The organism is Algiphilus sp., from assembly GCF_023145115.1.
Lineage (GTDB): Bacteria > Pseudomonadota > Gammaproteobacteria > Nevskiales > Nevskiaceae > Algiphilus.
Window position 1 is genome coordinate 45,198 of the sequence record NZ_JAGLEJ010000038.1, and the last position, 13,564, is coordinate 58,761.

Here is a 13,564-nt window from a genome sequence, read left to right on the forward strand (position 1 = left end):
AGGCGCCGTGGGGACACCGCTCGACAAGATTCGCGTGCAGGACTACATGAGTGCGCATCTGCTCACCTTCACGCCGGAAACGGACGTGCTCAACGCCATCAACGAGCTGCTCGAGAAGGGGATCTCGGGTGCTCCGGTGGTGGATCGACTGGGCAACCTGGTGGGCATGCTGTCCGAGAAGGACTGCATGCGCGTCGCCCTGAACGCCGGCTACCACGGCGATTTCGGCGGCAAGGTGCGGGATTTCATGAGTCCGCGCGTGGTCACCGTGGACGCCGACGCCAGCATCCTCGAGATCGCGCGCATGTTCATGGAATCGTCCTTCAAGCGCTATCCGGTGGTCTCGGACAACCGGCTGGTCGGCAACATCAGCCGCTCGGACGTGCTCCGCGCCATCGACGCGCTGCGCGGCAAGTATCCGGTATGACCCGGTCAACGCGGGTCCCCAGACGCTCCGCATGAGGTCCGCCCTCCTGGGGCGCATCGCCGAGCGGCTGGTCACTCCCGAGGTCGAGTCGGCGCTCGCCCGGAGCGCCAAGCCCACGGGCAGCTTCGGATACGACCCGTGGGGCTACAACGAGCAGGCCGTCAAGCTCGCCTATCCGCTCGTGCAGGCGCTCTACGAGCGCTACTTCCGCGTGCGGACAACCGGGCTCGAACACGTGCCCGCGCACGGCCGGGTCCTGATCATCGCCAATCATTCCGGCCAGCTGCCGATGGACGGCGTGCTGCTGGGATACGCCCTGCAGTCGAATCCGGTGGCGCCGCGCGCCCCGCGCGCGATGATCGAGCGCTTCTTCCCCAGCGTGCCCTGGCTGGGCAACATGCTGACCCATCTCGGCGGCGTCATCGGCGACCCGGCGAACTGCGCGCGCATGCTCGAGCGCGAAGAGGCGATCATCGTCTTCCCGGAGGGCATCCGGGGCTCTGGAAAGCCCTACCGCAAGCGCTATCAGCTGCAGCGCTTCGGCAACGGCTTCATCCGGCTGGCACTGGCCCACGACACCCCGGTGCTGCCCGTGGGCATCGTCGGCTGCGAGGAGACCATGCCGTCGGTCGCCAACATCAAGCCGCTGGCGCGATTGCTGTCGGTACCCTACGTTCCGCTGGCGCCGCCGGTGCCGCTGCCGGCGCGCGTGTTCATCAACATCGGAGAGCCCATGCGGTTCACCGGCGATGATGACGACGAGGCGGCCGTGGATGCCAAGGTGGACCGGGTGAAGGCGACCATCGACGCGCTGGTCGCGCGCGGGCTCGAACAACGCGGAGACCGACTGTTTTGACATCGTCTGCACAGAGGGACGACCGGCCCAGCGTGCTGGTGACCGGTGCCGGCGGTTCGCTGGCGCAACGCGTCATCAGCCGGCTGCAGGGCCGCTACCGGGTGATCGCGGCCGACTTCCGCTGCCGCGTGGAGACCGATGCCGGCATCCCGAGCTACATGGTGGACATGCAGAAGCGCGGTTTCGAGGACGTCTTCCGCAATCACCGCATCGATGCCGTCCTGCACATCGGCCGCATTTTCGCGCACGAGTCGACTCGGCTCCGGCGCTACAACGCCAACGTGCTGGGAACGCGCCGGCTCCTGGAGCTGTGCCGCAAGTACCAGGTGGGGCAGGTCCTCATCCACTCCACCTACTTCGTCTACGGCGCGAGTCCGTACAACCCTGCGCTGCTGCTGGAGGACGCGCCGCTGAAGGCGAGCGAGGTCACCCACGACCTGGTCGATGCGGTCGAGCTCGAAAGCCTGGCCCAGATCTGGCTCTGGAAGCATCCGGAGATGAATCTGACCATCCTGCGCCCGTGCAACATTCTCGGGCCGGGTGTGCGCAACAGCATGTCGCTGCTGCTGTCACGCCGCTTCGTGCCGGTCCTGCTGGGGTACTCCCCGATGATGCAGTTCCTGCACGTGGAGGACATGGCCGACGCCATCCAGGCCGCCTTCGAGCGCAACCGGCCCGGCGTCTACAACGTGGCGCCGGACGACTACGTGCCCTATCAGGACGCGGTGCGTCATGCCGGTTCGCGCCCGCTGCCGGTGCCCTCCGTGCCGCCGGTGGTGCCGCGCATGCTCAGCCGTTCGCTCAACTGGAATGCCTTCTTTCCTCCGTACCTGATCAACTACTTCAAGTATCCGGTGGTGATCGACGGCTCGCTGTTCAGTCGCGAGTTCGGGTGGCAGCCGCAGCATAATCTTCACGAGGTCCTGGCGTACTATCGAACGCGCAAGCTGCGCGGGAATTGATGTCCGCTATCGGTGGCACACCGAGATGCAATTGGCACCGCCGCGAGCGACTCGCTAGGCTCGTGTGGATCACTGCAAAAGGAGAGTGAAGCAATGGATATCGACATCGGCATCAGCGAAGAGAAGCGCGCCGCCATCGCCAAGGGGCTGTGCCGACTGCTGGCGGACGAGTACACCCTCTACCTGAAGACCCACAACTTCCACTGGAACGTGACGGGCCCGATGTTCACGACGCTCCACCAGATGTTCGAGGAGCACTACACCGAGGCCGCCACCGCGGTGGACGAGATCGCCGAGCGCATCCGTACCCTGGGTGAGCGCGCGCCGGGCAGCTACAAGGAGTTCGACGAGCTGTCGACGGTTCGCGAGGAAACCACGCAGGTCGACGCGCAGGAGATGATCCGTCAGCTGGTCCGGGATCACGAGACGGTCACCAAGGTCGCGCGCGAGGTCTTCAAGCTGGCCGAGGAAGTGCACGACGAGCCGTCCGCGGATCTCCTCACGCAGCGCATGCAGCTGCACGAGAAGACTGCGTGGATGCTGCGCAGCCTGCTCGACTAGGGCCCGCCGGTCCGCCCGTCCTGACGGCGCGCAAGCTGCGCGTCGTCTACGGCGATCGCCGCGAGCTCCGCCGCGGGGCGGGGCTCGTTGCGGTCGACGATGTCAGCTTCGACATTGCACCCGGCGAGAGCGTGGCCGTGGTTGGCGAGTCCGGCTGCGGCAAGAGCTCGCTGGCGCGCACGCTGGCCGGTCTGCAGGCGCCCCGGGTCGGTTCGCTGCTGGTCGGCGGCGAGCAGGTCGGCAGCCCGCGCGCGTGGCGCCGCAAGCGCCGCGCCGTCCAGATGGTCTTCCAGGATCCCGCTTCCAGCCTGGACCCGCGCATGCGCGTCGAGCAGCTGCTGGACGAGCCGCTGCGTGCCCTGAGGCCGGACCTCGATCGCAGGCAGCGCCACACGCGCATTCACGCCATGCTGGAGCAGGTCGGGCTGCAGCCCGAACACGGCCAGCGCTACCCGCACAGCTTCTCCGGCGGCCAGGCGCAGCGCATCGCCATCGCGCGCGCCCTCGTCGTCGAGCCCGATCTCCTCATCTGCGACGAGCCGCTCTCGGCGCTGGATGTCTCCGTGCAGGCACAGATCATCAATCTGCTGCAGGACCTGCGCGAGCGCACCGGCATGGCCATGCTGGTCATCGCGCATGATCTCGCCGTCGTGCGCCAGCTCTGCGACCGCGTGCTGGTGATGTATCTTGGCAAGGTGGTCGAGCAGGGCGCCACCGCCGACGTCCTAGCCGCTCCGGCGCATCCCTACACGCGTGCGCTGCTGTCGTGCGTCCCGCGGCTCGATGCCCGCCGCGACGAGCAGATCCTGCTCGAGGGCGAGCTGCCCGATCCGCGCGAGCGGCCGACCGGCTGCGTCTTCCGCACGCGCTGCCCGCTGGCCGACGGCATCTGCGCCGAACGCGCGCCCGACTGGCACCGCCAGGAGCACGGCGGGTATTCGGCCTGCCACTTCGCCGCCCGGCACGCCAGTCCGATGGTGACGCGCGCATTGCGCTGAGGCGAGCGCACCGGTCGATGCCGGGGGCGCGACGGCGCGCTGGCGTCGGCCCGTTGCAGGAACACGCCGCACCGACCCGGACGGGCCGAAGATGCAAGCGCCGGCGAGTAGCGGGTCCCGAATCCCGGATCCCGGATGCTCCGTGTTCCGCACCGCTCCCGGACGCCGGCGACGGTCTAGTAGATGTCGCGCCGGTAGCGCCCGTCCTCCATCAGGGCGTCGACGCGATCGCTGCCCAGGATCTCGCGCAGCGTCGCGTCCACGCCGGCAGCCATGCCGTCGCGGCTGCCGCATACCAGCAGCGCGGCGCCATTGTCGATCCACGCGCGCAGTGTGTCGGCCGCCGCCGAAAGGCGGTGCTGGACGTAGACGCGCTCGTCCTGATCGCGCGAGAAGGCGAGGTCGACGCGCGTCAGCGTGCCGTCCTGTTGCCAGCGCGCGATCTCGTCGCCGAAGTGGAGATCGTGGGCGCGCGTGCGTTCACCGAACAGCAGCCAGTTGGGCCGCTCGCCGGCCGCGGCGCGTGCACGCAGGTGGGCGCGCAGTCCTGCCAGGCCGGTACCGTTGCCGATCAGGATCAGCGGGGGCGCACCCGGTGGTGCTTGGAAGCCCGGGTTGGAGCGGATGTGCAGATGCATGCTGCTTCCCGGCGGCGCGTGCTCGCAGAGCCAGCCCGAGCCCAGTCCGCTGTCGCCGTTCTCGCCGGGCATGCGCCGGACCAGCAGCTCGACGGCGCCGTCGGCCGGGATCGAGGCGATCGAGTAGCTCCGGTGCGGGAGCGGCCGCAGCTGCCCGATCAGCGCATCCGGCGTCAGGTCTCGCAATGCGGGGAGCGCCGAGGGGGCGGGCAGGCGGCGGTGGCTCAGCCGGTCGCGCAGCGGTGCGCCACCGGCATCCAGGTCGCCGTCGCGTCCCAGCGCCGCCAGCGTGCGCGCGACGGCCGCCGGATCGTTGCGCGGCGTGATCTCGGCGATGTCGCCGGCCTGCCATGCGGGCAGCGGGCCTTCCGGCACCAGACGTACCCGGTAGATGGCACCGCCCGGGCTCCCGGCATTGCTGTGCCGGCGCGCGTCCAGTCGCCACGGCGCCTCGGGTCCGGGCGCCAGTGCGGCGGCGTGGCCACCGCGGTCGGCGATCAGCGCGCGCCAGCGCGCCAGGGCCGTTGGGTCGCCGTCGTCCACCTCGATGGCCGGTGCCATCGGCCGGGCGCCGCAGGCGCGCAGCCATGCATCGAGGCGTCGTCCGAAGCCGCAGAAGTCGGTATAGCGCCGGTCGCCCAGCGAGAGCAGTGCGTACTCGAGATGGCCGAGGTCGGGCCGATGGTGCATGGCATCCGCGACGAAGTGGCGTGCCGGATCCGGCGCGTCGCCTTCGCCGGTGGTGCTGACCACGAACCAGGCGCGCTCGGCACCGCTCAGCGACGCCATGTCGAGGCGGCCGAGGGCGTGCGCGGGCGCAGCGTCGCCGTCGCCGGCGATCGCGGCGGCGGTGCGCTGCGCCAGCATCTCGGCGAGGCCGGTCTGACTCGCGTGCACCACCAGATCCGGCGATGCGCCCGCGGGCGGATGGTTGGCGCTGCGACCCGGGCGGAGGAGCGTTGCGCACAGTGCGGCGAAGGCCAGCAGCACGATGCTGGCCGCGCTCCATTCGTCCGCCCCCGGCCAGCGGTTCGGCGGCGGTGCGGTCTGGACGAAGGCAAGCGCGATGCCCGTCAGGCCGAGCGCGGCGAGCAGCGCGGGCTGAACGAGCGCGGCCGGGCGCAACCGGGTACGGGAGGTCATGGCGCCCTACTGCGGCAGCACCTCGAAGGTTGCGCTGTAGCTGCCGGTACGCAGGCTCGCGGGCGCTTCGGCGTTCTCGTCGCGGTACTCGGCGCCGAGCCAGTAGCGACCGGCCCGCGGCCACGTGATCGTGAAGGTGCCGTCGGCGTCGCTGGTCGTCACGATGGCGTCCTGCGCGTTGCGGTAGCGCATGCCCCCGGGGACGACCTCGATCCCGGCGCCGGCGGCCGGCTCGCCATCGATGAGCAGGCGGAAGGTCGCGGTCTCGCCGGTGAAGAGATCGTTGGGGTGCGTCTCGGGCACCAGCTCGAGCCCCTCGTTGGTCGGCGTGAGCACTTCGTCGCTGGGCAGGCCGGCGGTGACGAAGGTCACGATGCGGCGCGAGAACCGCCGGATCTCGAGGCTGTCGGCATCGTCGGGGACGTTCCGTTCGAAGCCTTCCGGCGTGTAGGTGCCACCGCGCGGGGGCCAGAAGCGACGTTCGCCGTCCTCCTCCCAGCGCGCGCTCAGGCCCTGCGCCACGACGCCGACGCGGTAGGTGCCTTCCCGTGCCAGGTGCAGGTCGAAGGTGCTGCGGTACTTGCCGGTGGCGGCATTCTGCAGCGCCACCGGCCTGCCGTCGGGGCCGGCAGCGCGGATCGCGTCGGTGGGCAGCGCGTGGTAGTCGGTATGGAAGATGTCGTTCGATACCGCGGCGTCGAAGGTCACCCAGGCGTCCTCGGCCGACAGCACGGTCGCTTCGGGGAGGATCCACAGGCGATGGGCCGCGGCCGGGAACGACAGGATCAGCGCGAGAATCGCGGCGAGCGGCGGGACGAAGCGTGGCATGGCGGATTCCTCGAGCGTCGTGGGGTCAGGGGGCGAGACGGAGCGTGACGGTGCCGAGCTCGCGATCGCCCGCGACCCCGGCCTCGACCGGTTCCGCGGGAGGCCAGGTGAAGGGCACGCGCAGCAGCTCGCGACCGCCGACCTCGCGCGCGGCCTCGACCACCAGCCGGTAGTCGCCGGCGGGCAGCTCGCCGAGTGGCGCTTCGCCGGTGGCGAAGCGCAGCGTGTGTTTGCCCGGCGGACGGGTGGCGGCGCTCACGGCGTCGACCGGCATGTCCAGTCCGCGCCCGCTGCGGCGCCACCACTGGCGCATGTCCTTGAGCCACTTCTCGCCCTCGTCGTCCGCCATGCGCAGGTCGTACCAGACCGCGAGGTCGGCAGCGACGTCGTGTCCGGGGGTCTCGACCCAGACGGCCACGTAGGGCCGGTGGTATTCGGCTACCGACAGGCGCGGGATGGTGATGTCGACGGCCAGCTCGGCGGCGGCCAGCGGCGCGGCGTGCAGGAACCCGAGAGCGAGAACGAAGGCGGTACGCATGGTGAGAGGCTCAGTGGATGAACAGGATGGCGAGCACCATCGGCACGATCAGACCCAGCCCGACCAGCGGCCAGGTGGCGGCGCGACGGCTGCCGTGGGCCTGCAGCAGCAGCAGGCCGGTGATGCAGAAGACGAGGCAGGCCACCGCGAAGGCGTCCAGGAACCAGCCCCAGACGGCGCCGGTGTTGCGGCCCTTGTGCAGATCGTTGAGATAGGACACCCAGCCGCGATCGGTACGCTCGTACTCGACCACGCCGTCCGCGAGGTCCAGCGCCAGCCAGGCGTCACCGCCTGGGCGGGGGAGATCGAGGTAGATCTCGTCGTCGTACCAGTCGGCCCTGCGCCCGCCGACGCGGATGTCCAGGGCCCCGCGGAGCCACTCGCGCAGTGCCGGGGGCAGCGGCGCGCGATCGGTGGGCGCGGCCTCCGCCAGCGACGCGCGCAGCGGCCCGGGCAGCTCGGCGGTCCGGTGGGTGATGCGGGGATCGGCGCCGATCTGTGCGGCATGGTTGAGGGTGATGCCCGTCGCCGCGAAGCCCAGCATGCCGATCAGGCAGATCGCCGAGCTGATCCAGTGCCAGCGGGTGACATGTCGAAGCCAGGCCGCGCGACGCTGCGGGGCGGCGTCACCGGTCACGCCGGGGCTGCATTGATGGAATCGGGGACACGGGCGACGGGGCGGCCGGAGCGGAATCGCCTGCAATTATGAATGCGAATGATTCGCAGCACAATACCGACACCGGGCCGCCGCATGGCGGCGTGCGAGATCCGGTCGACGATCAGGCCTTGATCAGCGTGCCCACACCTTCGTCGGTGAACAGCTCCAGCAGCACCGCGTGCTCGACGCGGCCGTCGACGATGTGCACGGCGCGCACGCCGCTCTTCACCGCGTCGAGTGCGCAGGCGATCTTGGGCAGCATGCCGCCGTGGATGGTGCCGTCGGCGATCAGCGCGTCAACCTCGTGGGTGTCCAGGCCGGTCAGCAGGTTGCCGCCGGTATCGAGCACGCCGCGGATGTTCGACAGCAGCATGAGCTTCTCGGCCCTGAGCACCGAGGCGATCTTGCCCGCCACGGTATCGGCGTTGATGTTGTAAGCCGCACCGTCTTCGCCCACGCCCACCGGCGCGATCACCGGGATGAAGCCACCGGCCTCCAGATGCGTGATCACCTCGGGATCGATGGCGGCGACCTCGCCGACCTGGCCGATGTCCTCCTCGGAGGGCAGCTTGCGCGCGCGGATCAGGCCACCGTCCTTGCCGGTGAGGCCGACCGCGCGGCCGCCCTGCTGGTTGATGGCCGCGACCAGCGCCTTGTTGACGTGGCCGCCGAGCATCATCTCGACCACCTCCATGGTGGCGGCGTCGGTCACGCGCAGGCCGTTGACGAAGCGCGAGGCGATGCCCAGCTTCTCGAGATGCTGGCCGATCTGCGGGCCGCCGCCGTGCACCACAACCGGGTGGATGCCGACCAGCTTCATCAGCGTGATGTCGCGCGCGAAGGAGGTCGCCTGCTGCGGGTTCTCCATGGCGTTGCCGCCGTACTTGACGACGACCGTCCTGCCGGCGAAGCGGCGGATGTACGGCAGCGCCTCGGTGAGGACGTGCGCGACCTGCATGGCGGTATCGGCGTTGAGCGCCATCACTGCCTCCCGGACGAGCCGAAGCCGCCCTCGCCGCGCACGCTGTCGCCGAACGCCTCGACCTGCCGGAAGCGTGCCTGCACCACCGGTACCAGCACCAGCTGGGCGACGCGCTCGAAGGGCTCGACAGTGAATGCGGTCTTGCCGCGGTTCCACACCGAGATCATGAGCTCGCCCTGGTAGTCCGAGTCGATCAGCCCCACCAGATTGCCCAGCACGATGCCGTGCTTGTGGCCCAGCCCCGAGCGCGGAAGGATCACCGCCGCCATGCCCGGGTCCTGGATGTGGATCGACAGGCCGGTGCGCAGCAGCTCGGTGTCGCCCGGCTGCAGCGTCAGCGGCGCGTCGAGCAACGCGCGCAGATCGAGTCCGGCGGACCCGAAGGTGGCGTACTCGGGGATGCGGGCGCGCTCGTCGAGCACACGCAGCTCAATTTCGGTCATTCGGTTCGGCCTCGTGCGGTCGGAAGCAGCAAGCGGTCACGCATACGCGAGCCGACCTTTCGGTTCCGGGATCGTGCGGCCGAGCTCACGAGCCGTATCGATCCACTCCGCGATGACCTGCCGGGCGTTGGCGACCGCGTCCTCGTAAGTCGCGCCGTCTGCCATGCAGCCGGGCAGCTCCGGTACCTCGACCACGAAGGATTGATCCGGATCGCTCCAGTAGACGATGAGCTCATATCGAATCGACATCCGCTTCCCCCAATCGGTGCTTCACCAGCATATTGCGAACCTGTCGGACCTGGTACGGCTTGGATAGTTTGCCGCGTGGCTGCAGGTTCAATATTTCGTCGACATCAACGTGCATAAAGATGTGATGATCGCCACGGACTCGCTCGACGAACTCAAGGCGAATGAGCAGCTGTCGAAGGTCCGCGAACGCGATGTTGGTATCAGCGCTACCCGTAAAGAATCTTTCGCCGCAGCTTTGCGTACTTCCCCATTCCGGGCTAGCGGCGCGCATCGGCGGTGCCGGCGGACTGTGACGCGTCGTACGCTTCGGCAATCCGTTCCACCATGCGGCCGGCCAGCTCACGCTTGGTGCCGCTGCCGAGCTCGGCGGCGTCCTCGGCGGTGAACAGGGTCAGGGTGTTGTCCTCGCGGTCGAAGGCGCGGCCATCGCCGACCAGATTGCCGGCCACCATCTGCAGGCGCTTGCGCGCCAGCTTGCCGCGCGCGTTCTCGGCGAGGTTCTCGGTCTCGGCCGCGAAGCCCACCATGAACAGCGCCGGCTGCTCGCCGCGCAGGCGCTCGAGGATGTCCTCGGTGCGCTCGAGCTCCAGGCTCAGGCTCTCGTCGTGCTTCTTGATCTTCTGCGCGCGCGCCTGGGCGGGGCGGTAGTCGGCCACCGCCGCACAGCCGACGAAGATGTCGGCATCCCGCGCGGCCCGGCTGGCGGTCTCGCTCATGTCGGCCGCGGACTCGACGTCGATACGCTCGACGCCGGCCGGCGTATCCAGCGCCACCGGCCCGGCCACCAGCGTCACCGCGGCGCCGGCGCGCGCCATGGCCTCCGCCAGCGCGAAGCCCATGCGGCCGGACGAACGATTGGACAGCACGCGCACCGGGTCGATGGCTTCGCGCGTGGGGCCGGCGGTGATGACCACGCGCCGGCCGGCAAGCGCTCCGCCGCTGCCGAGGGCGTCCCCGATCGCGGTCAGCAGGTCGGCGGGCTCGACCATGCGGCCGTCGCCCACCTCGCCGCAGGCCTGATCGCCGGCAGCCGGGCCCACCAGCTGCACGCCGCGCGTACGCAGGCGCTGGGCGTTCTCCTGGGTGGCGGGGTGCGCCCACATCAGGCGGTTCATGGCCGGCGCCAGCATCAGCGGCCTGTCGCTGGCCAGGCAGACCGTCGACAGCAGGTCGGTGGTCATGCCTGTCGCGAGCCGGGCCATGGCGTTGGCCGAGGCCGGCGCGACGACGATGAGATCCGGCCAGCGCGCCAGCTCGATGTGGCCCATCGCCGCCTCGGCGTTCTCGTCCCACAGGCTCTGGCGCACCGGGTGCCCGGACAGCGCCTGCAGGGTCACCGGCGTGATGAAGCGCGCGCCGCCGTCGCTGAGCACGACCTGCACCTCGGCGCCCGCCTTGCGCAGCAGGCGCACGAGCTCGGCCGACTTGTAGGCCGCGATGCCGCCGCTGACCCCGAGCAGGATGCGGCGTCCGGCAAGACTGGGCTGGGACATGGCGCGCATGGTAGCGCAGCGCGCGGGCGCATCGGCGTCCGCGGCGCTAGTATTTACGCCGGGGAAACAACGGGAGTCGGTCATGGGGATCCGCCAATGGCCGGAAGGCGAGCGTCCGCGCGAGAAGCTGCTCGCCCTGGGTGCCGATCATCTGAGCGATGCCGAGCTGCTGGCGGTGTTCCTGCGCACCGGCGTGGCCGGCGCCAGCGCGGTGGATCTGGCGCGCGAGCTGGTGGCGCGCTTCGACGGCCTGCGCGGGCTGCTGGCGGCCGATGCCGACACCTTCTGCGCCGCGCGCGGACTCGGTGCCGCCAAGTACGCGCAGCTGCAGGCGGTGGTCGAGCTGTCGCGGCGGCATCTGGCCGAGGAGCTGCAGCGCGGCGACGCGCTGCGCGATCCGGCCGGCACGCGGCGCTATCTGCAGGCGCGTCTGCGCGACGAGCCGCGCGAGCTGTTCGGCATGCTGCTGCTCGACAACCAGCACCGCGTCATCGCGTTCGAGGCCCTGGCGCGCGGTACCATCGACGCGGCCGCCGTGTACCCCCGCGAGGTGGTGCGCTGTGCGCTGGGCCGCAACGCGGCCGCGGTGATCCTGGCGCACAATCACCCCAGCGGCGTGGCCGAGCCGTCGGCCGCGGACCGCGATCTGACCGAGCGCCTGATCGCGGCGCTGCGTACCGTCGACATCCGCGTGCTGGACCACGTCGTGGTGGGTGACGACTGCGTCAGCTTCGCCGAGCGGGGCTGGCTGTGAGCGCGGTCCGGCTTGTCAGAAAGGGGGGCTTCTGATATAAAGCCGCGCTCTTTCGACAGCGGGCGTCCGCCGTCCGTACTTGATCCGAGGTTTTCCATGTCCCGAGTGTGCCAAGTGACCGGCAAGCGCCCGACGGTGGGCAACAACGTGTCGCACGCCAACAACAAGACGCGCCGGCGCTTCCTCCCCAACCTGCATACGCATCGTTTCTGGGTCGAGAGCGAGAAGCGCTTCGTCAAGCTGCGCGTCTCCAGCAAGGGCATGCGCATCATCGACAAGAACGGCATCGACACCGTCCTGAACGATATCCGCACGCGCGGCGAGAGGGTCTGACGCCATGGCAGCCAAAGCGAAGAAGGATCGCGAGAAGATCCGCCTGGTCTCCACGGCCGGCACCGGCTTCTTCTACACCACCACCAAGAACAAGAAGAACACGCCGGACAAGTTCGAATTCCGGAAGTACGACCCGGTCGCCCGCAAGCACGTCGCTTTCAAGGAAGCGAAGATCAAGTAGGCGGTGCGCGGCGCGTCAGCGCCGCCGGTCGGGTCATGCGTGCGCGTCCGTCATCCGGTCGCGGGAACGTCTTGAAGCCGCAATACGACGCGCCTAGTCTGCGCACCCGCTAACCCTCGCGCCGAGACGCCCCCAGGCCGTGAATACCGCAGCCATCACCGACGAGCTCATCGGCGCCGGCCGCCTGCTGCACCAGCGCGGCTGGGTGCCTGCCACCGGCGGCAACTTCTCGGCCCGCATCGCATCCGACCGCTTCCTGATGACGGCGAGCGGCTGCCACAAGGGCGAGCTGACGCACTCCGACTTCCTGGTCGTCGATGCCGACGGCAACCCGCTGGAGGCCGGCCGCCGGGCCTCCGCCGAAACCCTGCTGCATTGCGCGGTCTACCGCGCCTGCGGCAACGCCGGTGCGGTGCTGCACACGCATTCGGTTCCCGCGACCCTGCTGTCGCGGACGCACGACGAAGTCGTGCTCGATAACTATGAGCTGCTGAAGATTCTGGAGGAGGTCACCACCCATGAAGCGACTGTCTCGATACCGGTCTTCGAGAACGACCAGAACATTTCCCGTCTCGCTGCTGTCGTAGACAGCGCACTGGACAAGCATCGTGGCCGGCAGGGCTTCCTGATCCGCGGTCACGGCCTCTACGCCTGGGGTTCGAGCGTGGCCGAGGCCCGTTACCGCACGGAAGCTCTGGAATTCTTGTTTGACTGCACATGGCAGTCCGCAACGGGGAGACACACCCGCACATGACCAGCCTGACCGTTTTCTCCGAGCACAATCCGCATCAGGCCGAGCGCGCCATCCGCGAACGCGGCGGCATCGCGCGCGAGCTCGACCGCATCGGCGTGCTCTACGAGCAGTGGGAAGCCTCCCAGCCGCTCGATCCCGACGCCTCGCAGGACGAGATCATCGAGGTCTACCGCGAGCCCATCGACCGTCTCATGAAGCAGTACGGCTTCCGCTCGGTGGACGTCATCTCGCTGACCAGCGAGCACCCGCAGAAGGAAGCGCTGCGCGACAAGTTCCTGCACGAGCACACCCACGACGACTTCGAGGTCCGCTTCTTCGTCGAGGGCGAGGGCGTGTTCTACCTCCACGCCGAGGGCCGGGTCTTCGTCGTGCACTGCACCAGGGGCGACCTGCTGTCCGTGCCCGCCGGCATGACGCACTGGTTCGACATGGGGCCCGAGCCCAACCTGACCGCCATCCGGCTGTTCACCACGCCCGAGGGCTGGGTCGCGAACTTCACCGGCAGCGCCATCGCCGACCGCTTCCCGCGCATGGACGGCATCGAGCTGGCGGCTTGAGCCGTCGACCGCGCCGCGCGTGATCGGCGCCGCCGCCGCCGATGTCGGCGAACGCCCGGCCAGGGGCTGCTCACCGAGTGAGCTGCGGGTGTGCAAGGATGCACACCCTGGACTTTCACGCGCAGCAGGAAAGCGCAGCGTGAAAGGCCGGGCCGGGACCACGCGCCACGGAAGGCAACGGAAGCGCCAATGATTCAAGCCATCGTGAC

18 protein-coding genes are annotated in these 13,564 nt (G+C 69.6%); 10 read left to right on the forward strand and 8 right to left on the reverse strand.

Annotated features, from left to right (window positions below; genetic code table 11):
- The first annotated feature begins 7 nt into the window (after window positions 1-7).
- The 5 genes from KAH28_RS12990 to KAH28_RS13010 all read left to right on the forward strand — a co-directional run bounded on the left by KAH28_RS12990 (window position 8) and on the right by KAH28_RS13010 (window position 3,804).
- Window positions 8-427 carry a CBS domain-containing protein gene (locus tag KAH28_RS12990; protein ID WP_290577282.1) on the forward strand — a complete coding sequence of 140 codons (420 nt, stop codon included), beginning with the start codon at window positions 8-10 and terminating at the stop codon, window positions 425-427.
- A gap of 31 nt (window positions 428-458) precedes the next feature.
- A complete protein-coding gene (locus KAH28_RS12995) occupies window positions 459-1,283 on the forward strand; it encodes a lysophospholipid acyltransferase family protein (protein ID WP_290577283.1) in 825 nt (274 codons plus the stop codon).
- Window positions 1,280-2,245: an NAD-dependent epimerase/dehydratase family protein gene (locus KAH28_RS13000; protein WP_290577285.1), complete on the forward strand. Its 966-nt coding sequence runs from the start codon at window positions 1,280-1,282 to the stop codon at window positions 2,243-2,245. Before KAH28_RS12995 ends, KAH28_RS13000 begins: the two co-directional genes overlap by 4 nt.
- 93 nt (window positions 2,246-2,338) lie before the next feature.
- A complete protein-coding gene (locus KAH28_RS13005; protein ID WP_290577287.1) occupies window positions 2,339-2,806 on the forward strand; it encodes a Dps family protein in 468 nt (155 codons plus the stop codon).
- Entirely contained in the window at window positions 2,779-3,804 is a 1,026-nt protein-coding gene (locus tag KAH28_RS13010; RefSeq protein ID WP_290577289.1) for an oligopeptide/dipeptide ABC transporter ATP-binding protein, read from the forward strand. Before KAH28_RS13005 ends, KAH28_RS13010 begins: the two co-directional genes overlap by 28 nt.
- A gap of 176 nt (window positions 3,805-3,980) precedes the next feature.
- Here KAH28_RS13010 and KAH28_RS13015 read toward each other — a convergent pair whose 3' ends face one another.
- The 8 genes from KAH28_RS13015 to coaBC form a co-directional block, all read right to left on the reverse strand.
- The gene (locus KAH28_RS13015) at window positions 3,981-5,585 is read right to left on the reverse strand and encodes a sulfite reductase subunit alpha (protein ID WP_290577291.1); all 1,605 of its coding nucleotides are present in this window, start codon (window positions 5,583-5,585) and stop codon (window positions 3,981-3,983) included.
- Window positions 5,586-5,591: 6 nt separating this feature from the next.
- Complete coding sequence (locus tag KAH28_RS13020; protein WP_290577293.1) at window positions 5,592-6,413, reverse strand: DUF4198 domain-containing protein; 822 nt, start codon at window positions 6,411-6,413, stop codon at window positions 5,592-5,594.
- A 25-nt stretch (window positions 6,414-6,438) separates the two neighbouring features.
- Window positions 6,439-6,951 carry a DUF2271 domain-containing protein gene (locus tag KAH28_RS13025; RefSeq protein WP_290577295.1) on the reverse strand — a complete coding sequence of 171 codons (513 nt, stop codon included), beginning with the start codon at window positions 6,949-6,951 and terminating at the stop codon, window positions 6,439-6,441.
- Window positions 6,952-6,961: 10 nt separating this feature from the next.
- Window positions 6,962-7,588 carry a PepSY-associated TM helix domain-containing protein gene (locus tag KAH28_RS13030; RefSeq protein WP_290577297.1) on the reverse strand — a complete coding sequence of 209 codons (627 nt, stop codon included), beginning with the start codon at window positions 7,586-7,588 and terminating at the stop codon, window positions 6,962-6,964.
- A gap of 142 nt (window positions 7,589-7,730) precedes the next feature.
- A complete protein-coding gene (gene argB, locus KAH28_RS13035; protein ID WP_290577298.1) occupies window positions 7,731-8,591 on the reverse strand; it encodes an acetylglutamate kinase in 861 nt (286 codons plus the stop codon).
- Window positions 8,591-9,034, reverse strand: coding sequence for a dUTP diphosphatase (gene dut / locus KAH28_RS13040; RefSeq protein WP_290577300.1), 444 nt, complete (start codon window positions 9,032-9,034; stop codon window positions 8,591-8,593). Before dut ends, argB begins: the two co-directional genes overlap by 1 nt.
- A 36-nt stretch (window positions 9,035-9,070) precedes the next feature.
- Window positions 9,071-9,283: a type II toxin-antitoxin system HicB family antitoxin gene (locus KAH28_RS13045; RefSeq protein ID WP_290577302.1), complete on the reverse strand. Its 213-nt coding sequence runs from the start codon at window positions 9,281-9,283 to the stop codon at window positions 9,071-9,073.
- Between the two features lie 257 nt (window positions 9,284-9,540).
- The gene (gene coaBC, locus KAH28_RS13050; RefSeq protein WP_290577304.1) at window positions 9,541-10,776 is read right to left on the reverse strand and encodes a bifunctional phosphopantothenoylcysteine decarboxylase/phosphopantothenate--cysteine ligase CoaBC; all 1,236 of its coding nucleotides are present in this window, start codon (window positions 10,774-10,776) and stop codon (window positions 9,541-9,543) included.
- 82 nt (window positions 10,777-10,858) lie between these two features.
- Here coaBC and radC point away from each other — a divergent pair, with 82 nt between their 5' ends.
- The 5 genes from radC to KAH28_RS13075 all read left to right on the forward strand — a co-directional run bounded on the left by radC (window position 10,859) and on the right by KAH28_RS13075 (window position 13,355).
- Complete coding sequence (gene radC / locus KAH28_RS13055; RefSeq protein WP_290577306.1) at window positions 10,859-11,530, forward strand: DNA repair protein RadC; 672 nt, start codon at window positions 10,859-10,861, stop codon at window positions 11,528-11,530.
- 96 nt (window positions 11,531-11,626) lie between these two features.
- Entirely contained in the window at window positions 11,627-11,863 is a 237-nt protein-coding gene (rpmB, locus tag KAH28_RS13060; protein ID WP_290577308.1) for a 50S ribosomal protein L28, read from the forward strand.
- 4 nt (window positions 11,864-11,867) lie between these two features.
- Window positions 11,868-12,044, forward strand: coding sequence for a 50S ribosomal protein L33 (rpmG, locus tag KAH28_RS13065; RefSeq protein ID WP_290577310.1), 177 nt, complete (start codon window positions 11,868-11,870; stop codon window positions 12,042-12,044).
- A gap of 139 nt (window positions 12,045-12,183) precedes the next feature.
- Entirely contained in the window at window positions 12,184-12,798 is a 615-nt protein-coding gene (locus tag KAH28_RS13070; RefSeq protein ID WP_290577312.1) for a methylthioribulose 1-phosphate dehydratase, read from the forward strand.
- Entirely contained in the window at window positions 12,795-13,355 is a 561-nt protein-coding gene (locus KAH28_RS13075) for an AraC family ligand binding domain-containing protein (RefSeq protein ID WP_290577314.1), read from the forward strand. Before KAH28_RS13070 ends, KAH28_RS13075 begins: the two co-directional genes overlap by 4 nt.
- Window positions 13,356-13,564 lie beyond the last annotated feature (209 nt).

Bases quoted from the DNA above. Each gene is read 5' to 3' on its own strand.
- KAH28_RS13020 (WP_290577293.1), bottom strand. From the start codon at position 6,413: ATGCCACGCTTCGTCCCGCCGCTCGCCGCGATTCTCGCGCTGATCCTG.
- argB (WP_290577298.1), bottom strand. From the start codon at position 8,591: ATGGCGCTCAACGCCGATACCGCCATGCAGGTCGCGCACGTCCTCACC.
- radC (WP_290577306.1), top strand. From the start codon at position 10,859: ATGGGGATCCGCCAATGGCCGGAAGGCGAGCGTCCGCGCGAGAAGCTG.
- KAH28_RS13015 (WP_290577291.1), bottom strand. From the start codon at position 5,585: ATGACCTCCCGTACCCGGTTGCGCCCGGCCGCGCTCGTTCAGCCCGCG.
- KAH28_RS13025 (WP_290577295.1), bottom strand. From the start codon at position 6,951: ATGCGTACCGCCTTCGTTCTCGCTCTCGGGTTCCTGCACGCCGCGCCG.
- coaBC (WP_290577304.1), bottom strand. From the start codon at position 10,776: ATGTCCCAGCCCAGTCTTGCCGGACGCCGCATCCTGCTCGGGGTCAGC.
- dut (WP_290577300.1), bottom strand. From the start codon at position 9,034: ATGACCGAAATTGAGCTGCGTGTGCTCGACGAGCGCGCCCGCATCCCC.
- KAH28_RS13075 (WP_290577314.1), top strand. From the start codon at position 12,795: ATGACCAGCCTGACCGTTTTCTCCGAGCACAATCCGCATCAGGCCGAG.
- KAH28_RS13005 (WP_290577287.1), top strand. From the start codon at position 2,339: ATGGATATCGACATCGGCATCAGCGAAGAGAAGCGCGCCGCCATCGCC.
- rpmG (WP_290577310.1), top strand. From the start codon at position 11,868: ATGGCAGCCAAAGCGAAGAAGGATCGCGAGAAGATCCGCCTGGTCTCC.
- rpmB (WP_290577308.1), top strand. From the start codon at position 11,627: ATGTCCCGAGTGTGCCAAGTGACCGGCAAGCGCCCGACGGTGGGCAAC.
- KAH28_RS12995 (WP_290577283.1), top strand. From the start codon at position 459: ATGAGGTCCGCCCTCCTGGGGCGCATCGCCGAGCGGCTGGTCACTCCC.
- KAH28_RS13045 (WP_290577302.1), bottom strand. From the start codon at position 9,283: ATGTCGATTCGATATGAGCTCATCGTCTACTGGAGCGATCCGGATCAA.